Source organism: Streptomyces sp. NBC_01013, from assembly GCF_045162765.1.
Classification (GTDB): Bacteria; Actinomycetota; Actinomycetes; order Streptomycetales; family Streptomycetaceae; genus Streptomyces.
The window spans coordinates 7,241,129-7,262,026 of the sequence record NZ_CP108687.1; the positions used below are offsets into that span (position 1 = coordinate 7,241,129).

General features: G+C 70.3%; 18 protein-coding genes. 8 read left to right on the plus strand and 10 right to left on the minus strand.

The annotated features are described in order from the left end of the window. Window positions 1-88: 88 nt before the first annotated feature. From OG538_RS31685 to OG538_RS31720, 8 genes are all read left to right on the plus strand, one after another. Complete coding sequence (locus tag OG538_RS31685; protein ID WP_406098866.1) at window positions 89-718, plus strand: TetR/AcrR family transcriptional regulator; 630 nt, start codon at window positions 89-91, stop codon at window positions 716-718. 138 nt (window positions 719-856) lie between these two features. After that, a complete protein-coding gene (locus OG538_RS31690) occupies window positions 857-1,159 on the plus strand; it encodes an urease subunit gamma (protein WP_406098867.1) in 303 nt (100 codons plus the stop codon). A gap of 13 nt (window positions 1,160-1,172) precedes the next feature. After that, window positions 1,173-1,484 carry an urease subunit beta gene (locus OG538_RS31695; RefSeq protein ID WP_406098868.1) on the plus strand — a complete coding sequence of 104 codons (312 nt, stop codon included), beginning with the start codon at window positions 1,173-1,175 and terminating at the stop codon, window positions 1,482-1,484. Then, complete coding sequence (locus tag OG538_RS31700) at window positions 1,477-3,198, plus strand: urease subunit alpha (RefSeq protein ID WP_406098869.1); 1,722 nt, start codon at window positions 1,477-1,479, stop codon at window positions 3,196-3,198. The genes OG538_RS31695 and OG538_RS31700 overlap by 8 nt, the downstream gene beginning before the upstream one ends. A 20-nt stretch (window positions 3,199-3,218) precedes the next feature. After that, window positions 3,219-3,881, plus strand: a complete 663-nt coding sequence (locus OG538_RS31705) for an urease accessory protein UreF (RefSeq protein ID WP_406098870.1) — start codon at window positions 3,219-3,221, stop codon at window positions 3,879-3,881. Window positions 3,882-3,930: 49 nt separating this feature from the next. Next, window positions 3,931-4,608 (plus strand): urease accessory protein UreG, encoded by a 678-nt coding sequence (gene ureG, locus OG538_RS31710; protein ID WP_406098871.1) that lies wholly within the window; start codon window positions 3,931-3,933, stop codon window positions 4,606-4,608. After that, a complete protein-coding gene (locus OG538_RS31715) occupies window positions 4,605-5,378 on the plus strand; it encodes an urease accessory protein UreD (protein ID WP_406098872.1) in 774 nt (257 codons plus the stop codon). The genes ureG and OG538_RS31715 overlap by 4 nt, the downstream gene beginning before the upstream one ends. 155 nt (window positions 5,379-5,533) lie before the next feature. Beyond that, complete coding sequence (locus OG538_RS31720; protein ID WP_406098873.1) at window positions 5,534-7,111, plus strand: alpha/beta hydrolase; 1,578 nt, start codon at window positions 5,534-5,536, stop codon at window positions 7,109-7,111. 64 nt (window positions 7,112-7,175) lie between these two features. Here the strand turns inward: OG538_RS31720 and OG538_RS31725 are convergent, their stop codons facing one another. The 10 genes from OG538_RS31725 to OG538_RS31770 all read right to left on the minus strand — a co-directional run bounded on the left by OG538_RS31725 (window position 7,176) and on the right by OG538_RS31770 (window position 20,793). Then, window positions 7,176-8,225, minus strand: a complete 1,050-nt coding sequence (locus OG538_RS31725; RefSeq protein ID WP_406098874.1) for an NAD-dependent epimerase/dehydratase family protein — start codon at window positions 8,223-8,225, stop codon at window positions 7,176-7,178. 64 nt (window positions 8,226-8,289) lie between these two features. Beyond that, entirely contained in the window at window positions 8,290-9,003 is a 714-nt protein-coding gene (locus OG538_RS31730; RefSeq protein WP_406098875.1) for a lysophospholipid acyltransferase family protein, read from the minus strand. A gap of 255 nt (window positions 9,004-9,258) precedes the next feature. Beyond that, complete coding sequence (locus OG538_RS31735) at window positions 9,259-11,379, minus strand: glycoside hydrolase family 6 protein (protein ID WP_406098877.1); 2,121 nt, start codon at window positions 11,377-11,379, stop codon at window positions 9,259-9,261. A gap of 219 nt (window positions 11,380-11,598) precedes the next feature. Beyond that, complete coding sequence (locus tag OG538_RS31740; RefSeq protein ID WP_406098879.1) at window positions 11,599-13,143, minus strand: GH12 family glycosyl hydrolase domain-containing protein; 1,545 nt, start codon at window positions 13,141-13,143, stop codon at window positions 11,599-11,601. Then, a complete protein-coding gene (locus tag OG538_RS31745) occupies window positions 13,140-15,896 on the minus strand; it encodes a glycoside hydrolase family 48 protein (protein ID WP_406100385.1) in 2,757 nt (918 codons plus the stop codon). Before OG538_RS31745 ends, OG538_RS31740 begins: the two co-directional genes overlap by 4 nt. A gap of 191 nt (window positions 15,897-16,087) precedes the next feature. Then, the gene (locus OG538_RS31750) at window positions 16,088-17,620 is read right to left on the minus strand and encodes an endo-1,4-beta-xylanase (protein WP_406098880.1); all 1,533 of its coding nucleotides are present in this window, start codon (window positions 17,618-17,620) and stop codon (window positions 16,088-16,090) included. 745 nt (window positions 17,621-18,365) lie between these two features. Continuing rightward, window positions 18,366-18,761, minus strand: a complete 396-nt coding sequence (locus tag OG538_RS31755) for a cupredoxin domain-containing protein (protein WP_406098882.1) — start codon at window positions 18,759-18,761, stop codon at window positions 18,366-18,368. Window positions 18,762-18,764: 3 nt separating this feature from the next. Continuing rightward, the gene (locus tag OG538_RS31760; protein WP_406098884.1) at window positions 18,765-19,295 is read right to left on the minus strand and encodes a hypothetical protein; all 531 of its coding nucleotides are present in this window, start codon (window positions 19,293-19,295) and stop codon (window positions 18,765-18,767) included. 150 nt (window positions 19,296-19,445) lie between these two features. Further along, window positions 19,446-19,604, minus strand: coding sequence for a hypothetical protein (locus tag OG538_RS31765; protein WP_148015273.1), 159 nt, complete (start codon window positions 19,602-19,604; stop codon window positions 19,446-19,448). Window positions 19,605-19,842: 238 nt separating this feature from the next. Further along, window positions 19,843-20,793 carry a cytochrome c oxidase assembly protein gene (locus tag OG538_RS31770; protein ID WP_406098885.1) on the minus strand — a complete coding sequence of 317 codons (951 nt, stop codon included), beginning with the start codon at window positions 20,791-20,793 and terminating at the stop codon, window positions 19,843-19,845. Between the last annotated feature and the right edge of the window lie 105 nt (window positions 20,794-20,898).

Sequence of the window (20,898 nt, forward strand, 5' to 3'; positions counted from 1 at the left end):
AGAAGGATCGTTCGTTTTACGAAGCGCCGCCACTGTCCCGCCGGAGGGAACCCTTGTCAAGAAGGAACGTTCGTTTTAACTTGGCTTCATGGCTCGTGTATCCCAGGAACACCTCGACGCCCGCCGCCGGCAGATCCTCGACGGCGCGGCACGGTGCTTCGCCCGCGACGGTTTCCACGCCACCTCGATGCAGGACGTCCTGAAGGAGGTCGGCCTCTCGGCGGGGGCGGTCTACCGCTACTTCGGCGGCAAGGAGGATCTGATCGCCGCCATCGCGGGTGAGGCCGTCGGCGGGGTCCGGCAGGCGTTCGAGCGTGCCGCCCGGGTCAGCCCGCCGCCCACCCCGGACGTGCTGATCGGCCGCGTGGTGCGCACCCTGTTCGGCGACGAGACGGAGGGGAGGGGTGGGCTGGACCGGCGGGCGTACGCCGGGCTGATCGTGCAGGTGTGGTCCGAGACGCTGCGCAGTGAGCGGCTGGCGGCCACGCTCGGTGAGGCGTACGAGGGGCTGCGTGTCTCCTGGGCGGAACTGGTCGGGGTGTACCGCGCGAGCGGTCTGCTCGCCGCCGACGTGCCGGACGAGCACATCGCCCGCACGCTGATCGCCACCGCTCAGGGATTCATCACCCAGCTCGCCATGTTCGGCGACGCGGGACCCGAGTTCCTGGAGGGTGGCCTGCGGGGGCTGATGTCCATGGATCTGCAAAAGGCCAGTTAACGCGCCGGAAAAACTTCGGCTCTAACGTGCAATACCTCGCCGTGCGACACCGGTTCCGCCTTCAACGAAATGTTGAGGGCGGCTAGTGTCTCGCTGCGCCCAGGGCCGGTACTGGGCGGACAACTGTGAGGTGGACGCGTGCAACTGACCCCGCACGAGCAGGAACGCCTGCTCATACACGTAGCCGCGGACGTGGCCGAGAAACGCCGCGCACGAGGGCTGCGGCTCAACCACCCCGAGGCCGTCGCCCTCATCACCTCCCACCTGCTGGAGGGGGCGCGCGACGGCCGTACGGTCTCCGAACTCATGGTGTCCGGACGCAAGGTGCTCACCCGCGACGACGTCATGGACGGCATAGCCGAGATGATCCACGACGTGCAGGTCGAGGCGACCTTTCCCGACGGCACCAAGCTCGTCACCGTCCACGAACCGATCGTCTGACGGGGCGCCGCCGATGATTCCGGGAGAGATTCTGTACGCGGACGAGCCCGTGCCGCTCAACGCGGGCCGGCCCGTCATCCGCCTCACCGTCCTCAACTCGGCCGACCGGCCGGTCCAGGTCGGGTCGCACTACCACTTCGCCGAGGCCAACCCCGGCCTTGAGTTCGACCGGGCGGCCGCCCGCGGACTGCGACTGAACGTCGCCGCCGGAACCGCCGTCCGCTTCGAGCCCGGCATCCCCGTCGACATCGAACTCGTTCCCCTGGCCGGGCGGCGGATCGTCCCGGGTCTGCGCGGCGAGACCGGAGGCCCCCTCGATGGCTGAGCTCCACCGCGCCGTGTACGCCGACCTGTTCGGCCCCACCACCGGCGACCGGATCCGCCTCGCCGACACCGATCTGCTCGTGGAGATAGAGGAGGACCGCTGCGGCGGACCCGGCCGCGCGGGCGACGAGGCGGTGTTCGGCGGTGGCAAGGTGATCCGTGAGTCCATGGGGCAGGCACGCACCACCCGCGCCGAAGGGGCGCCCGACACGGTGATCACCGGCGCCGTCGTCATCGACCACTGGGGCATCGTCAAGGCGGACATCGGCATCCGCGACGGGCGGATCACCGGGATCGGCAAGGCGGGGAACCCCGACACGATGGACGGCGTCCATCCGGATCTGGTCATCGGCCCGGAGACCGAAATCATCGCGGGAAACGGCAAGTTCCTCACCGCGGGTGCCATCGACGCCCATGTGCACTTCATCTCGCCGACGCTCGTGGACCAGGCGCTGTCCAGCGGGATCACCACCCTGGTCGGCGGCGGCACCGGGCCGGCCGAGGGCACCAAGGCCACCACCGTCACCCCCGGACCCTGGCACCTGGCCCGGATGTTCGAGGCGCTGGAGGCCTACCCCGTCAACATCGGGCTGCTCGGCAAGGGCAACACGATGTCCCGTGACGCCATGCACTCCCAACTACGGGCCGGAGCACTCGGGTTCAAGATCCATGAGGACTGGGGCGCGACGCCTGCCGTCATCGACGCCTGCCTCGGCGTCTGCGAGGAGACCGGGGCCCAGCTCGCCATCCACACCGACACACTCAACGAGGCCGGCTTCGTCGCCGACACCCTGGCCGCCATCGCGGGGCGCACCATCCACGCGTACCACACCGAGGGTGCGGGTGGCGGCCACGCCCCCGACATCATCAGCGTCGTCTCGGAGCCGTACGTGCTGCCCAGCTCCACCAACCCGACCCGGCCGCACACCGTCAACACCATCGAGGAACACCTCGACATGCTGATGGTGTGCCATCACCTGAACCCCGCTGTGCCGGAGGACCTCGCGTTCGCCGAGTCCCGCATCCGGCCCTCGACCATCGCGGCCGAGGACATCCTGCACGACCTCGGCGCCATCTCGATCATCTCCTCCGACTCACAGGCCATGGGACGCATCGGCGAGGTCGTCCTGCGCACCTGGCAGACCGCCCACGTGATGAAGAAGCGGCGCGGCACACTGCCCGGTGACGGGCGGGCCGACAACCGTCGTGTCCGTCGCTATGTCGCCAAATACACCATCAACCCCGCGGTGGCTCAAGGCCTTGATGCGGAGATCGGGTCCGTGGAGACCGGCAAGCTCGCCGACCTGGTCCTGTGGGAACCCGCCTTCTTCGGCGTCAAGCCCCAGACGGTCCTCAAGGGCGGCCAGATCGCCTACGCGCAGATGGGTGATGCCAACGCCTCCATCCCCACTCCGCAACCCGTCCTGCCGCGACCGATGTTCGGCGCGGTCGGCAGGGCCCCGGCTGCCAACTCGTTCAACTTCGTGTCGCGTGCGGCGATCGAGGACGGGCTGCCCGAGCGGCTCGGCCTGGGGAAGCGGTTCGTGCCGATATCCAGTACCCGGGGCGTCACCAAGGCGGACATGAGGGAGAACGACGCACTGCCGCGGGTCGACGTCGACCCCGACAGCTTCGCCGTGGCGATCGACGGCGAACCGGTCGAGTCGGCTCCCGCCGCCGAGCTGCCCATGGCCCAGCGCTATTTCCTCTTCTGAGAACGGAGAACGGAGAACGGATGAGCCGCGCCGCTCTGCTCGTCCTGGCCGACGGCCGGTTCCCCGCCGGGGGCCACGCCCACTCGGGCGGTGCCGAAGCCGCCGTCGTCGCAGGACACATCCGCAACGCCGAGGACCTCGCCGCCTTCTGCCGGGGCCGTCTGCACACGACCGGGCTCACCGCCGCGGCGCTCGCCGCGGCGGCCGCCCACGGGCACGATCCGTCGGCCCTGGACGGCGCCGCCGACGCCCGTACGCCCTCACCCGCCCTGCGGGCCGTCGCCCGCAAGCTCGGCCGGCAGCTGATGAGGGCCGCCCGTGCGACCTGGCCGAGCGAGGAACTCGACGCGTTCGCGCTGGCCCGGCCGCGCGGCGGCCACCAGCCGGTCGTGCTCGGCCTGACCGCACGCGCGGCAGGGCTCGCGCCCGAGGACGCCGCATACTGCGCCGCGTACGAGACCGTCGGCGGCCCGGCCACCGCCGTCGTCCGGCTGCTCTCGCTCAACCCGTTCGAAGCCACCGCCGTCCTGGCCCGGCTCGCCCCCGACATGGACCGCGTTGTCGAGCAGGCCACGGTTTCGGCCCACGGGCCCGTCGATGAACTACCTTGCGGATCGGCTCCGTTGCTCGACATCCTCGCCGAGGCCCACGCCGGCCGACCCGTCAGGCTCTTCGCCTCATGACCTCCGCGCGCGCAACAGCGCGCCATCCGCACAGCTCTGGAGCCGCATCATGCACCTCGACCACTCCCACCCGGGCCCGTCCGCCGTCGGCGCCGATGCCGCACGCCCGGACGGGACCCGGCGCGCCCTTCGCATCGGCCTCGGCGGGCCGGTCGGATCCGGGAAGACCGCGACCGTGGCCGCGCTCTGCCGTGTGCTGCGCGACCAGTTGTCCCTGGCCGTCGTGACGAATGACATCTACACCCGCGAGGATGCGGCCTTCCTTCTGCGCAACGCGGTGCTGCCGCCCGAGCGGATCCAGGCCGTGGAGACCGGAGCCTGTCCGCACACCGCCATCCGCGACGACATATCCGCCAACCTCGAAGCAGTCGAGGACCTTGAGGACACCGTGGGACCGCTCGACCTCATCCTCGTGGAATCCGGCGGTGACAACCTCACGGCCACCTTCTCCAAGGGGCTCGTCGACGCCCAGATCTTCATCATCGATGTCGCGGGCGGCGACGACATCCCCCGCAAGGGCGGCCCCGGCGTCACGACGTCCGACCTGCTGGTGATCAACAAGACCGACCTGGCGCCGTACGTCGGCTCCGACCTCGACCGGATGGCCCGCGACGCCGTGGAACAGCGCGGCGAGCTGCCCGTCGCCTTCACCTCCCTCACCTCGGGCGAAGGCGTCGCTCCGGTAGCCGACTGGGTGCGGGGGCGGCTCGCCTCCTGGACCGCGTGAGCGTCCGCGCCACCGCTCGCATCACCGCGGTCCGGGACGAGCGCGGCGTCACCACGCTCCCCGTGCTGGAGAGCGGCGGGCCGCTCGCCCTGCGCCGGACGAGGACCACCCTTCCCGGGGCAGCACGTGTCACCGTCGTGGGTGCGATGAGCGCCCCGCTCGGCGGCGACCGGCTCGCCATCGCGGCGACGGCCGGCCCGTACGCCCGGCTCACCGTCGATTCGGCTGCGGCCACGGTCGCCCTGCCCGGTACCGGCCCCGGAGTGGCGCCGGCCCGCTACGGCGTCACCCTTCAGGTGGCGGAGGGGGCCGCGCTCAAGTGGCTCCCCGAGCAGCTCGTCTCGGCACACGGCAGCGAACTCCACATGACCACCCAGGTCGAACTCGCCCCTACCGCACAGCTGGTGCTGCGCGAGGAGCAGATCCTGGGCCGGCACGGCGAGACGACCGGAACGCTCCGGAGCAGGCTCACCGTCCGGCGCGACGGACGCCCACTCCTCGATCAGCAGATGGCGTTCGGGCCGGGCGCACCCGGCGGGTGGGATGGTCCGGCCGTGCTCGGCGGCCACCGGGCCCTCGGACAACTGCTGGTCGTAGACCCGGCGTTCGACGAAAAGGCCCCGGACACCCGGAAGCTCGGAGCCACCGCCGTGCTCACCCGGCTTGCGGGCCCCGCCGTCCTGGTGACCGTCCTTGCCGTCGACGCGAGGGAGCTGCGCGCCGTGCTGGACCGTGCGGCAGCCGACTTGGCGGGCCACGCGAGCGGCTGAACACCGCTGGCAGGACGCCGGTGTCCGGTTATCGATTCGGTAAAGAAGTGCGTGTGCGATCTGTTCTCAGACGGCTCACAGACGACAGGATCCGCGGGAGGTTCCTACTGAACTGCGCCGCACCCAAAGGCGCTTCACCATGGGGGAGGTTCCACTTGAGACGCACAGCAGCGTTCGGCTCGGCCGGTGCTCTGATCGCGGGCACGCTCATAGCGGGCGCGCTGGCCGCACCGGCTGCCACTGCCGACGGCCGCCACCACAACGGCTCCGAGGCACGCGGCGTCCAGCTGGCCGCAGCACGCGCCGCCAGGGCAGGCATCGACTGGGCTGACTGCCCGGCCGACTGGGCCATCGCCGCGCCGATCCAGTGCGGATGGGTCACCGTCCCGCTCGACTACGCGAGGCCCGACGGGAAGCAGATCAAGATAGCCGTCGACCGGCACGTCAGCACCGGAACCAGCAGCGAGCGCCAGGGCGCCCTGATCTACAACCCGGGCGGCCCCGGCGGCTCGGGCATGGCGTTCCCCAAGCGGATCGTCACGAAGAACCCGCTCTGGGCCAACGCGGCGAAGGCCTACGACTTCGTCGGCTTCGACCCCCGCGGCGTCGGCCACTCGGCGCCGATCTCCTGCATCGACCCGCAGGAGTTCGTCAAGGCGCCCAAGGCCGACCCGGTCCCCGACTCCGAGGCCGACAAGCGCGCCCAGCGCAAGCTCGCCGCAGAGTACGCGGACGGCTGCGCCGAACGCAGCGGCGACATGCTGCCGCACATGACGACGCCGAACACCGCACGCGACCTGGATGTCATCCGCGCCGCGCTCGGTGAGGAGAAGCTCAACTACCTGGGTGTCTCCTACGGCACCTACCTGGGCGCGGTCTACGGCACCCTCTTCCCGTCCCATGTCCGCCGCATGGTCGTCGACAGCGTCGTCAACCCGGCCAAGGACAACATCTGGTACCAGGCCAACCTCAACCAGGACATCGCCTTCCAGAAGCGCTGGGACGACTGGAAGGCCTGGGTCGCCGTCAACGACGCCACCTTCCATATCGGCGACACGGCCCAGAAGGTCGAACAGGAGTGGCTGAAGCTGCGCGCAGCCGCGAAGAAGAGCCCGATCGGAGGCGTCCTCGGCCCCGCCGAACTCATCGGCTTCTTCCAGAGCGCTCCGTACTACGACTCCGCCTGGGCACCCACCGCCCGGACCTGGAGCGCCTACCGGGCCGGTGACACCCAGGCACTGATCGATGCCGCCGCCCCCGACCTCTCGGACACGGCGGGCAACATCCGCTCCGAGAACAGCAACGCCGTGTACACCGCGGTCGAGTGCGCCGACGCCAAGTGGCCCACCAGCTGGCGGACGTGGGACCGGGACAACACCCGGCTGCACAAGGACTACCCGTTCATGACCTGGGCCAACGCCTGGATGAACCTGCCTTGTGCGACCTGGTCGGCCAAGCAGCAGACCCCGCTGAACGTCGGCACCGGCAAGGGCCTGCCGCCTGTGCTGATCGTGCAGTCCACGCGTGACGCCGCCACTCCGTACGAGGGCGCCGTCGAACTGCACAAGCGCTTCAGTGGCTCGCGCCTCATCACCGAGGAGGGCGCCGGATCGCACGGCGTCACCGGCCTGGTCAACCCCTGCATCAACGAGCGGGTGGACACCTACCTGCTCACCGGGGAGACCGACCGGCGCGACGTGACGTGCACCCCGCACGCCACGCCGAAGCCGTAACACCCGAGTGACGGGACGGGCCGCCGGTGGTCACCGGCGGCCCGCACCCCGCACCACGACAGGCTCACACCTCCCGGTCGTACCGCTCCAGCCAGGCGTCCTCCGCCGCGTAGTCGAAGAGCCGCGTGCCGTAGGCCCGCAGCATCGCCGGATAGGCGTCCGCCCAGTCGCGGTCCGTCAGCTGCCCGACGATCCATTCGACCGTCTCCGGCAGCGACTCCACGTACCCCGTCACCGCCCGGTACCCGAGCTCCCGCTCCGCCGCGCCCATGTCGTAGACGATGGGATGCGCGCTGCTCCAGGGTGTCTCGCCCACGCCCTCCGGCGTGGGGTCTCCCGGCATCAGCACGGTCTGCGTGTGGTGGCCCAGCACCGCGTCGACCGCCTCGCCGATCTCCGCCACCGTCGGGGCCTGCGGATCGGCGGCGTTGAGCACCCGCGAACCGGGCTTCAGGGCGGCGAGGCGGATCAGCTCCGCCACATTGGCCGCGTGGACCGGATGGAAGCGCGAGGTCCCGCCGTGCGCCAGCACCCGCCGCGCGCGGCCGTCCAGGGCCCGCTTCACGAAATAGAGCTCCCGCGGCGAGCGGCAGTACGGTCCGTGGACCGCGCCCGCGCGCAGCAACGTGACCGGAAGTGAGTCACCGGCCGCCAGCAGGTCCTGCTCCAGCCGGATCTTCCGCGTCGCGTACGTCGCCCCGCCCGGTGCGACCGTCGCCTGCGACTCCAAAAGCGGCACCGGGTAGTGAGGCGCTCCGTCCGGCTCGCCCTGCGTATCGAAACTGCGGCCGCGGTCGTCCTCGTACACCGCGCCGCTGGAGACGACCACCGCGGAGCCGACCCGGCCCGCGAGCGCCCTCAGCTGCCGGGCGTGCCCTTCCCCGTAGGCCACCATGTCCACCAGCACGTCGCAACCCTCGCCGAGCGCCGCCGCGAGCGCCCCGTCCTCGTCGCGGTCCAGCGCCGCCGTCCGGACGCCGGCGTCCCAGCTTCCGTCACGGCCACCGCCGCGCGAGGCCGCGGTGACCTGCCATCCGTCCTCGACGAGCGAGCGCACTGCCGCCCGCCCGATCTGGCCCGTCGCTCCCAGCACCCATGCGTGTCCCTTGCTCATGCACCGGACGCTAGGGCCTGCGCACCGCGCCGACCAGCGGGGTTCACCGAACGCGAATCCGCCCTCAGCGTTGCCGTTTCGGGAACTTCCCCGTGCTGTCCGCCTGTTCGGCCGCCTTCACCTTGGCCGCGTACTCGTCGACGTACTCCTGACCGGACAGACCCAGGATCGCGTACATGATCTCGTCGGTGACCGCCCGGATCGCCGCCTTCTCGTTCTCCAGGCCGGCGTAGCGAGAGAAGTCCAGCGGTTCGCCGAAGCGGATGGTGACCTGCTTGATGCGCGGGACGACCTTTCCGGGCGGCTGGATCTCGAACGTGCCGACCATCGCGCACGGCACTACCGGCACCTGCGCCCGGATCGCCATCACCGCCACGCCGACCTTGCCCTTGTAGAGCCGGCCGTCGTGCGAACGGGTGCCCTCGGGATAGATGCCCAGCAGTTCGCCCTTGCTCAGCACCCCGAGCCCCTCGCGGATCGCCGCCTGTCCCGCCTCCTTGCCCGTCCGGTCCACCGGGATCTGGCCGATGCTGTGGAAGAACGCCGCGGTCAGCCGGCCCTTCACACCGGGGCCGGTGAAGTACTCGGCCTTGGCGAGGAAGGTGATCCGCCGCTTGATGATCGCGGGCATCAGGAAGTGGTCGGAGAAGGACAGGTGGTTGCCGGCGATGATCGCCGCGCCGTCCGCCGGGATGTGCTCCATCCCCTTGATGACGGGACGGAAGAACAGCCGCAGCAGCGGCCCCAGGACGACGTACTTGAGCACGTAATAGAACACGGGCGGCTCCAAGCTCTGCCGGATCGGCTCCGGGACTGGCGTTCTCCCAGGTCAGTGAGTGTCTCGATGGAGACAGCCTAGAGCCGTCCGGCGACTCTTGTAACCGGCCGCGACCGGGCGGCCCGCGAGGTCGTACGAGACGGTGACATGACACCGCCCCCTGCCGGCTGTCCGGCAGGGGGCAGGTCCGTGAGGGAACCCGGGGTCCGGGCCCCGTCGCCGTGTCAGGACGGGGACGGGGCCCGGACCGCAGGGTCAGGGCGCGGTGCCCCAGGAGAGCGCGCCGGTGACGTACACGCCGATCTTCGACGCGTCGGCGTAGCTCGTCGAGGTCGAACGGCTGTAGTCGTCCGCCTCGTTGAAGTTGGACCAGTCGCTCTTGTTCAGCCGCAGCTGCATCTCACCCGTGGACGCGCCCGCCGCCAGGGTGCCGCTGCCGAAGCCGACCTCCAGGTAGTGGCTGGCCCCGGCCGCCGAACCGGCGGACTTCACACTGTGCGTCAGGGTCCCGCAGCCGATGACCGCCCAGTCGCACGAGGTGCCGAAGGTGGAGGCCCCGGCCTCGGGGGTGAACCAGTAGCGCACCTTCACCGTGGACAGGTCCACCGCGGTGCTGCCGGTGTTGACCAGCTGCAGACCCATCCGGATCTGGTTGTCGGTCGCGGAGGAGTCCGTGTTCTTGTACTGGACCTTGAGCGCACCCGTTCCGGTGCCGCCGCCCGCGGACGTGGTGACGGACAGCGCGGAGGAGGCCGCCGAGACGTTGCCGGCCGCGTCCTTGGCCTTGACGGTGTAGCTGTAGGCGGTCGAGGCCGTCAGAGCCGTGTCCGTGTACGAGGTGGTGGTGCTGGTGCCCACCTGGACCCCGCCGCGGTAGACGTTGTAGCCGGTCACGCCGGTGTTGTCGGTGGACGCCGTCCAGGACAGCGAGACGCTGCTGCTGGTCTTCGCCGTCGAGGTCAGACCGGTCGGCGCGGTGGGCGCCTGGGTGTCGTCGCCGCCGCCCGGGTTGCCGCCGCCGTCGATCGGCGGGTAGGCGTTGCGCACGAGCTCCTGGAACTGCGCGGAGAACCAGTGACCCGCGAGCGGGGAGTTCGGCAGCGCGCCGGTCATGCTGTTGCCGTTGCGGCCGTTACCGGTGTACGTGGGGTCGCACATCCGGTCGAAGCCCTTGCCCTCGTCGTTGTCGACGGGGGCGCTGCTGCCGTCCGACTCGCCCGGGGGCTTGGCCCACACGTACGCGTCGATGCCGGCCTCGGGGGCCGCGGTGGGACGCTCGCCGACTCCGGCCCCGCTCTGGTTGCACCAGTTGCCGGGGTGGATGCGCCGGTCGATCCGGCCGCCGTTGACGTAGGTGTCCACACTGGTCGTCGGACCGGGGCCCGCGGGCCGCGCGCTGCCGCCCCAGCCGTTACGGGCGGTGTCGATCAGCATGCCGATGTTCGAGGCGAAACCCTGGCTCACCAGCTCGGTGCGCAGCGCCTGGGCGAACGAGAGCTCGTCGACGTAGTAGTTCCAGTCGACCCACTTGGACTGGCGGACGGTGGTGCCGTTCACCGAGTCGGTGACCTTGAAGTTCGTCTCCTTGAGGGCCGAGTAGTTGGCCGTGTTCACGATGAAGCCCGTGACGTCGGCAACCGTGGCGCCCTCGGAGGTGGCGGCCTTCTTGAACTCCTGGGCCGCCGGGACGAAGTTGGAGTCCCAGCCCAGCCAGCCGTGGTGTGCGGCGTCGATGTAGTTGTAGACGTTGGGAATGGCCCCGAGGGTGTGCAGCGCGTAGCCGACACCCTTCTCGTAGTTGCCGTTCGCCTTCATCGTTGCGCAGGCTTCGGTCGAACCGGCCGAACTGCCCGCGTTGGTGACGATGTTGGGCAGCGAGTCCGGCTCGATGATGGTGACGATCCGCAGGCTCGCGTACGCCGGGTCGGCGAGGATGTCGGAGATCGGGTCGATGTACTCGTTCTTGTACCGGTCGAGCTCGGTGGGACCGAGCTCGCCGGCGGAAGCCAGCGCGGCACAGTCGCGTCCCGGCAGGTCGTAGATGACGACCTGGAACAGGTTCGCGCCCTGGTCGAGAGCGGCGTCCAGGTGCTCCCGAAGGCTCATCGCGGAGGCCGAGCCGCTGATGGCCGCGATGCGGTCCATCCAGACGAAGCCCGGCTCGTCGGCGATGGCGGCGCCACCCGGTTCGGCCGCCGCCTTGGCGGACCAGTCGGGGTTCACGTATGCCGTGGCGCCCACATAGGGGTTGTCGACCCGCGCGGCTGCCGAGGCGGGGGTGGGGATCGCCACCGCCAGCGCTGCGCCCATGGCCAGGGCGGAGACTGCTGCCAGCCTCCGGCGTAGCCCGTGCATGATCGTGCCTCTGGTACTCATTGCGGCTCCGTGCTCCTCTCGTACGCCTGCGGAAGCTCCCCGCAGACGGGTCGTGGGGGTGTTGCCGGGGGCCGGGGCCCCCTCGGGCCGCCGTCAGGGGGGACGGTGACCTGTGGTGCGTCGGTGAGGACGGTGGTGGTTCCCCGATGGCGGGCACAGCGGGGTGAGTGGATAGCCCGCCATCGGGAGTGGGTGGGTGGCCGGCCGTTCAGCGACCGGTCACGGGGCGGTGCCCGCGGACAGGGCGCCGTTGACGTACACCCCGACCTTCGAGGCGTCGGCGAAGGCCGTGTTGGCGGCCCTGCTGTAGTCGTCGGTCTCGTCGAAGGAGGACCAGTCGGCCTTGTTGAACCGGAGCTGCATCTCCCCGGTGGAGGCGCCCGGGGCCAGGCTGCCGCCGTTGAAGCCGACCTCCAGGTAGTGGTCCGCGCCCGGCCCTGCGGAACCGGATGACGCCACACGGTGGGTGACCGTGCCGCAGCCGAGGACCGCGTAGTCGCACGAGGTGCCGTACGACGCCGAGCCGGCCTCACCGCTGAACCAGTAGCGCAGGGTGACCTTGCTCAGGTCCACCGCGGTGGTGCCGGTGTTGACCAGCTGGAGGCCGGGCCTGATCTGGTTGTCGCCGGGCGACGCGTCGTTGTTCTTGTACTGCACCTTGAGCGCACCCGTGGTCCCGCCGCCTCCTGCCGCGGTGGTCGCGCTGACCGCCGCGGAGGCCGCGGACGTGTTCCCGGCCGCGTCCCTGGCCCGCACGGTGTAGCTGTGCGAGGACGAAGCGGCGAGAGAGGTGTCGGTGAACGAGGCGGACGCGGTGGAGCCCGCCTTCACCCCGTCGCGGTAGACGTCGTACCCGCTGACGCCGGTGTCGTCCGTCGCAGGGGTCCAGGACAGGGAGACCGAACTGGCGGTCGTGCCGGTCACGGTGAGGCCGGACGGCACGGTGGGCGCCTGGGTGTCCTCACCCCCGCCACCGGACTCCGTGCTCGCCTCGAAGGAGAACCGGTTCATCCCGAGGCCCTGACCGCCCTGCCAGATCTCGAAGCCGGCTTCGGCGTCGATCAGGTAGTGCGCCGGGTCGATCGATCCCCGGCCGACGCCGTCGTCGATCAGATCCAGCACGTCGAAGTCGGCGAGCTCGGTGGCGCCGCCCTGCAGGACGTACGAGATCACCTTCCAGCCCGAGGCGCCGGGACCCGTCCACACGTCCCAGTTCCGGCCGTCGAGCTGCACCGTCGCGGTGCGCGACCCGATCGGCTGGACCCCGCCCCTGTGGTTCATCCAGATCATGACCTCGGTGCCGTCCGGCTGGTCGTCGGTGACCGGCGCAGAGTTGAACCAGATGTCCATCGAGACGTTGTACGCGCCGGAGGCGACCTGGGTCGTCGACCAGTCGGTGCGTACGCTGCCCAGCTGGTCGACGCGCAGCGGCAGCCCGCTGGCCGTCGTGCACGCCCCCCAGTGACAGCCCTTGTAACTGGAGGGGTACGTCGCCGGGGCCCCGTTCGTCGGCAGGGAGAACGAGGACTTGGTGACGCTCCAGGCGCCCGTGTCCGGGTCGACGCTGACGCACTGCTCGGTCTCGGAGTTCCACTCGTTCTGCTGGTAGAGGTACTCCCCGCCCTGCAGTTCGGTGGTTCCCCACGGCGTGCAGTCGGTGACCGGCGCCGCCGACGCGGACGGGGCGCCGGTGAGCATCGAAGCGGCAGCGAGCACGAGCGCCGCAGCCGTCCCGGCCAGGGCCGGGAATCTCGGGCCCGTCACGGCTCGACACCCCAGGCGAGGGTGCCGGCGACGTAGGCGCCGACCTTGGATGAGTCGGCGTAGGCGGTGTTGGTGGCCCGGCTGTAGTCGTTGCTCTCGTTGAAGTTGGACCAGTCGCTCTTGTTGAGCCGCAGCTGGAGCTCACCCGTCGAGGCCCCCGCTGCCAGCGTGCCGGCTCCGCCGGTGAAGCCGACCTCCAGATACCGGTCGGCACCCGTCTTCGGGCTGGAGACGGCCACCACCGAGTGGGTGATGTTGGAGGAGCCGAGCGCGGCGTAGTCGCAGTACGTGCCGAAGGTGCTCGGGCCGCCGTCGGCGGTGAACCAGTAGCGCACCTTCACGGTCGACAGATCGATCGGGGCGCTGCCCGTGTTCAGCACCTGCAGGCCCATCCTGATCTGGTTGTCGCTGCTGTTCGAGTCGCTGTTCCTGTACTGGATCTTCACCGCGCCGGTGCCGGTCGAGCCCCCCGTCTTCGTGGTGGCGGTGACGGCGGCCGACAGTGCCGAGGTGTTGCCTCCCGCGTCCCGTGCCGCGACCGCGTAGCTGTACTCGGTCGCCGCGGCGAGGTCCGGGTCGGTGAAGGTCCGGGTGGTGGCGTTCCCCGCCAGCACGCCGTTGCGGTACACGTCGTAGCCGGTCACGGCGACGTTGTCGGTGGAGGCCGACCAGGAGAGCGAGACGCTGTTGCTGGTCGTCGCCGTCACGGTGAGGCCGGCCGGTACCGTCGGCGGCTCGGTGTCCCCACCCGGCTCGCTGCCCCCTTCCACCAGAAGCTCCGCGTAGATGGCGAAGGCCAGCGCGAGGGCCGCCTGCGCCCAGAAGCGGTGGTACGTGAAGGTGGGGGCCGCGCCGCCGTCGAGGTAGGCCTGCACCTTCGGCCAGTCCGGGTCGTCCTTGTACCAGCTGCGGATGCCGATGAACGTCGAACCCGGCTCGATGGTGTCGCCGTTGGGCATCGTGCCCGACCATCCGTCCGGGATGTACACCTCGTCGTTGAAGCGGTTGTAGTCCTTCCTGGTCTCCGGCACCGAGATGCCCTTGTCGGTGGCGTTCAGCGCCATGGCGTCCAGCAGCGCCTTGGCCAGCGCCGCGGCGTCCTCGTCACCCGACTTGGCGGCGTAGTAGGTGAGCGTCTTGACGTACGCGGCGCCCACACCGACGTCGTTGGCGTAGTCCACGACCGTGACGTGCAGACCCGCGTTGGCCCCGGGGGACGCCGCGTTCCAGGTGTCGGGCTGTCCACTCCAGTTGAGCGTGGAGGGGAAGCGGAAGCTGCCGTCGGCGCCCACCGTCGTCTCGGACGAGGCCCAGGCCACCCACTTGGACAGCACCGCCTCGGCGGTCGCGTTGCCCGTCTCGTGGTAGTACGCGGCGAGCCGCTCCATGCCCCACGCCTGGAAGCCGAACCAGTTGTTGCTGGGCGGATCGTGGTAGACCGGCTGCCAGTCGTAGGCCATGCCGTAGAAGGTGGGTGTGCCGGCCGGCGGCTTGCTGTAGCTGCCCTCCCAGCTGTTGGTGCAACCGCCCGCGAAGGCACCCTCGCTCGACTGCAGCCAGGTCAGGAACTCCAGTTGCCGGGTCAGGCTCTTGGACCAGTCGGACCTGGCCGTCGCCGACTTGGGGGTCAGCGACGGCACGTTGGACAGTGCCCAGGCCGCCAGCGGGTTCTGATAACCCTGGTGGGAGGCCCCGTCGCCGATGCGCCAGGCCCAGCCGCCGCCACTGCCCGCGGCCGCACCGCCCCAGGCGTAGTACCAGGACAGCAGGTAGTGCTGGGAGTCCCGGCCGCTGGCCGCCGGGCAGGACGCCGGGTCGGTGCAGTCGCCCACCCGCTTGAAGTACTTGTCGAACATGGCGTAGCGGAGGTAGTCGCCCATCTTGGCGGCCTTCGCGACCGAGGCCGAGACGTCGCTCGCCTTGCCCTGGGCCGAGGCCCAGCGGTACGCCCAGTAGGCAGCCTGCACCGCGCGGGCGTCGGCGTCCGGCGCGTTGGTGTACTTGTACTGCTTGGCGTAGCTCGCGTCATCGACGAACAGGTCGAGGTACCCGTTGGGGCCCCCGTACTTGAAGAGGTCGGTGGTGGGCTGGGGAACCGTCTCCCACACCGACTCCTGCGCGCCGCGCTGGTAGGTGTTGATGAACGAAGCGCCGGCACCCGGCCCGGACTCGCCGCCGGTGCCCGGCTTGTTGCCATAGCCGTAGACGTTGTCCAGGTCCATCAGCCAGTGCATGCCGTAGACGTCCATCGTCCCGTAGGACGAGGCGAGTTCGGTGGCGAGCGGGTCCGTGCCCACCTTGACCGTGGCATCCAGGGCGGAGGGGTAGCCGCTCGGGAGCGGGTGTTCCGGGGCGTAGGTCGCGGGGGACGACGGGTTGTACGAGTCGGCCGTCGACTGGTCGGCGTGCTGGGGAATGATGGTCTTCTCGGCCACCGCCCAGGCCGCGTTGAAGGGCGCCCAGTCACCGGTGACCCGTCCGTACGCGGCCTCCAGCCACATCCAGAAGCTGACGGCCTCCGACGTGGTCTGGTGGCCGTGGTCGGGCGCCTCGACCATCAGGGTCTCGACCGAGTGGTACGGCAGGCCGTCCGGGCTGAAATAGCCGTTGGAGGCCGCCTTGATCTTGCCGTACTGCGTGAGGAAGGCCTGGGTGTAAGGGTCGTCGGCCGCGGCCGCACGGGCGCCGGTGCCGGCCGCCGGGGACGAGGGCCCGGCGACGGCGGTGCCCTGGGCCAGACCCATGGCCAGCAGGCTGCCGCCCAGGGCGCTGCTGAATGTTCTACGTGATATCGACACAAATCCTCCATTGGCGGGTGTCTGTGGGGAGGGAGGGGGTGAAAAGGGGGACGTGAGATGCGGCGGGGAAGTGCGGTGGAGCGCGGGGAGGTACGGCAGGGGAGCGGGAGGGGGCGGGAAGCGGTGCGGGCCGGCGCGGCCGACGGTCAGGGCTCGATGCCCCAGGCCAGCTCTCCGTCGACGTAGACGGCGATCTTGGTGGCGTCCGCGTACGAGGTGCCGGATCCGTGGCTGTAGTCGTTGGACTCGTCGAAGTTCGACCAGTCAGTCTTGCTGAGGCGCAACTGGATCTCGCCGGTGGTGGCGCCCGGCGCCAGACTGCCGCCGGTGAAACCCACTTCGAGGTAGTGGTCGGCGCCCGTACTCGGGGTACTCGCCGCGGCGACCCGGTGGGTAACGGTGGAGCAGCCGATGGGAGACCAGTCGCACCAAGTGCCGTATGTGGAAGCCCCGTTGTCGGAAGTGAACCAGTAACGGACCGTCACCGACGAGAGGCTGACCGCCGTGCCACCGGTGTTCACGAGTTGGAGACCCGGCTTGATCTGGTTGTCGCCCACGGAGGAGTCGCTGTTGCGGTACTGCGCCTTGAGGGCGCTCGGGCCTCCGGGGCCGCCGCCGTCGTCGTCGCCCAGTGCGGTGCGCACCGCGGAGTAGGCGGACTTCGGCCGCAGGTCCTCGTCGTACAGATTGGCCGCACCCTCACCGGGGAACGTGCCCGGGACCCAGGAGTACTTGTCCGTGTAGTCCCAGACGGTGATGCCGACGCAGCGTTCGACCGCCAGGCAGGCCTCGGTCACCTGCTGGTAGTACGAGGACTGCGTGGCGGTCTTGGCCGCGTCGGCGGGCAACTGCATGCGCACGTCGAGTTCGGTGACGGCGACGTCGAGACCGAGATCGGCGAACCGCTGCATGTTCGCCCGCATCTGGTACGGGAAGCCGTACTGCACGGCCAGATGCGCCTGCATGCCGACGCCGTCGAGCGGCACACCCTCGTCGAGCAGCTTGCTGACCAGGGCGTACATGGCGTCGCTCTTCGCGCCGAGCCCCTCGATGTTGTAGTCGTTGACATAGAGCTTGGCGTCCGGGTCCGCGGCATGCGCGGCGCGCAGGGCGGTGGCGATGTAGTCGCTGCCCATGGCGGTGTAGAAGGGGCTCGTGCGGAAGGTCCCGTCCTCGTTGAACGGTTCGTTCACCACGTCCCAGGCCGAGACGACTCCGCGGTAGTGCGTCGCTTCCTCGGTGACGTGGTTCGTCATGGCGGCCTCGACCTGGGCCGACGGCAGTGCACCGACCCAGCCGGGCAGCTGGTTGTGCCAGACGAGGGTGTGGCCGCGCACAGACTGGCCGTGCTGCTGTGCGAAGTCGGTGACCACATCGCCCTTGGCGAAGTCGAACTGGCCCCGCACCGGCTCGGTGGTGTCCCACTTCATGGAGTTGCCGGGGGTGATCTGCCCGAACTCGGACCCCAGGGTGGCCGCGTAGGCCGCGTCGGGCAGCTCGGGGTTGTCGGTGGCGGAGCCGAAGTATTTGCCCTGGGCCGCGGCGAGTTCGTGCAACGTGCCCTGTTCGGCCGCGGTCGCCGGTCCACCCGTCAGGGTGGTGGCGAGGGCCAGGGCCCCGACCAGGAGGGTCGAGAGCCCTCCGGCGCGGCCGTGTCTACAGCGCTTCACCAAGCTCATGACAAACGCCTTCCTCGGCCGGGTGGGTGGGGCGTTGCGGGGAGCGCGGCTGCGCCCCGTAACGCCCCTTTCGCCACCCGGTGTTGGGGGAGAAGGGAGGGGAGTGGAGTGTGCAAGTCTTGATTGTGGGAGCGCTCCCAAGGTGGCGTGGTGATGGGCACCTGTCAAGACTTAAATCACAACTGCCTTACGAGCGCGTGAACTCGGCCACACGTCGAACGGACGTCGGGGGCAGTGGGGTTGGGCGTCCCGGAAGGTGCCGGCGGGGGCGGTCGGCGGGCGTCTTCCCTCCGGTGTGTGAACGCTCCGCGCGGCCCGGGCGAGACGTCGCGCACGGGGGCGGGCGGGGTGTGTTCGCGAATGCGTGCCCACGCTTCCGGAGGCGGTCGCGAGCGCCCTTCCGGGCGTGCACGGTGGGTGACGGCCAGGGAGGGGCGGTCCCGGCGCGACGGCCTCGGGTGGACCGGCGTCGCCGCCGGGGCGCCGCGTGGGGCCGTGGGCAAACCCGCTGGACAGTCACGCGGAGGACGGTAGGGGTGACGCGACCGGAAGCCTTCGCCGGATCATCGACGGGTCGGCCATCTAGTACAACCGTCTACCAACTCTGGGCGGAGAGTGACGAACGCGCTCTGCCGGTACCGCGATCACCGGCGCTCCGGAAAGGCCCGGCCGGCCTGCGCGATGGTGTACGCGCGCCCCCAGCCGGTCGGGAGAACCGGTTCGCGGGACGTGCCGGAAACCGCTCTCAGCGCACCGTGAGCGAGCCGTTCATGGTCGGATGGATGGTGCAGATGTACGGATACGAGCCCGGCCGTGCCGGAGCGGTGAAGGTGACCGTTTGCCCCGACTTCACCTGGCCGGTGTCGAAGGCTTTGTCTGCGGTCGCCGTCACTGTGTGGGTTGCCGCATCCTTGTTGGTCACGGTGACCTTCGTACCCGGGGCGACGGTCACCGTCGCCGGATGGAACGCGAAGTCCTTGATCGTGATCACTGCGCCGCCCGTCGACGGCGAGGCCGCGCGGCTGGGTGAGGCGGACGACGCGGAGCCGCCACCACCGCCGGAACAGCCGGTCAGGGCGGCGGCACAGGCCAGGGGGACCACCATGGCGGCGCGCGCCCTGACGGGAAGCAGCGCGAGCACGGGTCAGTACCCCCCGTTGTTCGAGGCCGAGGGGGAGGGCGGAGCCTTCGTGATCTTGTTCCCGGCGGGGTCGAGCACGTACCAGGCCGCACCGAAAGCGTTCGCCCCCTGACCGTTGGTGTCGCCGGCGCTCGTGTCGCCTCCGTAGCGGTACAGCGGGTGACCGTTGTAGGTGATCTCCTTGCGGCCGTCGTCACGCGTCGTGGTGGCCAGCAGGGCGGCTTTCACGCCCTTGCCCGCGACCGGCTTCCCGGTGACGGTCACCGGTGGCCAGGATTTCGCGCAGTCGCCCCCGCAGGTCGACCGGGAGGCGGTGTCCGCCTCCCAGAGATAGAGCGTCCGGCCTTCGCCGTCGACCAGGATGGTGCCCAGCGGGCTGGACGCGGCTGCCACGGTCCCGGATGCCGAGGTGCCCTTCGCGGACGGCGTGGCGGATGCGGAGCTGCTGCTTCCGCCGTCGTCCGAACACCCGGCGAGCACGGCGGCCAGCAGGCCCACCGTCACGGCCGCGGCCGCTCCAGCGCGGTTCCCCATCACGAACTCCTCGGGCCCGGCCGCCGTGTCGGCGGCACCGTGTCCCGAACAGTAAGGGCCTGCCCGCCCCGGCCCCGGGCAGGCGCTCGGGGCGACCCGCAGGCCGGCCCCGTCCGGGTGTACGGAACCGGCCGCCCCTGCTCCGTCGGCTCAGGTCTCCCGGGTGGCGACCATGCCCATCGTGATCAGCCCCAGCACCACCCAGCCGAACCAGAGCCAGCCGTTGCTCCCCAGCGCCACCGTGTACGCGGTGACTGCCACCAGGGCACCGACGGTGAGCACTCCCATTGCCTTCGTGGATCCGGACATGCGCGCACCCTCCAAGAGGTCCTGTCCGGGGTACCCCGTCCGAGCCCCGACGCCCGGGCACGCACACCGCTCGCCACGCCGTGCCGCAGGACAGGTGGCTGGGCCACAAGCCCCGCGTCCGCACGCCGATCGACCGCCGTCGCGCCCGCGCTCCGCGCGGACGACGGGGAACCCCGGACAAGACCTCACCGGCCGCGCGGCCGTGGCTGCCATCGTCTCCCCGAAAGCCCCTCCACCGCTACTGTCCGCGCGCCTGCAAGGACGCGAGATAGGCGTTGTACGCCTGGAGCTCCTGGTCACCGTCCCGGTCCGCGGCGCGGTCCGAGCGCTTCGCCGTCCGCTGTTCCGAGCGGTACCACTGGAACACCAGGGCCACCAGGACCAGGACCGACGGGATCTCGCTGAACGCCCACGCGATGCCGCCGGCCGCGTTCTGGTCGGCCAGGGCGTCGATGCCGAGCGATGCCGGGGGATTCTCGTAGACCTTCACCATCGGCTGGCTCGCCATCATCAGCGCGATGCCGAAGAAGGCGTGGAACGGCATCCCGGCGAACAGCTCCAGCATCCGCATCACATAGCCAGGGCGGTGCGGCCCCGGATCCACGCCCATGATCGGCCAGAAGAAGAACAGGCCGACGGCCAGGAAATGCACCATCATCGCGAGGTGCCCGGTCGTCGACCCCATCAGGTAGTCGAAGAGAGGAGTGAAGTACAGGGCGTAGAGGCTGGCGATGAAGAGCGGGATCGTGAACGCGGGATGCGTGACGATCTTCATGTACCGGCTGTGCAGCAGCATCAGGAGCAGCTCCCGGGGCCCCTTCCTGCCGCGCCCCGCGACCGGCAGTGCACGCAACGCGAGGGTCACGGGCGCACCCAGCAGCAGCAGGATCGGCGAGAGCATGCTGATCACCATGTGCTGCACCATGTGCACGCTGAACATGACCATGCCGTAGTCGTTGAGGCGGGTGCACATCACCAGCGCGATGGTGAGCACTCCGACGACGAAGAAGGCGGCCCGGCTGACCGGCCAGCTGTCCCCGCGCCGACGCAGCCGCAGTACCGCGTACCCGTACAGGACCACCGCGAGGACGCAGCCGATCAGGAAGAACGGGTCCGCGGAGAACTGGAGCCCGCGTCCCAGCGTGAACGGCGGCAGATCCATGTTCATGCCGTGCCCGCTGTGATCCATCTGTTCACTCCCGATGGGAACGCCGGGACGTCCCCGTTTCGTGCCGGTTGTCCCGACCAGAGTAGAACCGCCCCCGGCCGCGGTTGCGGCCGGGGGCGGTCTCGG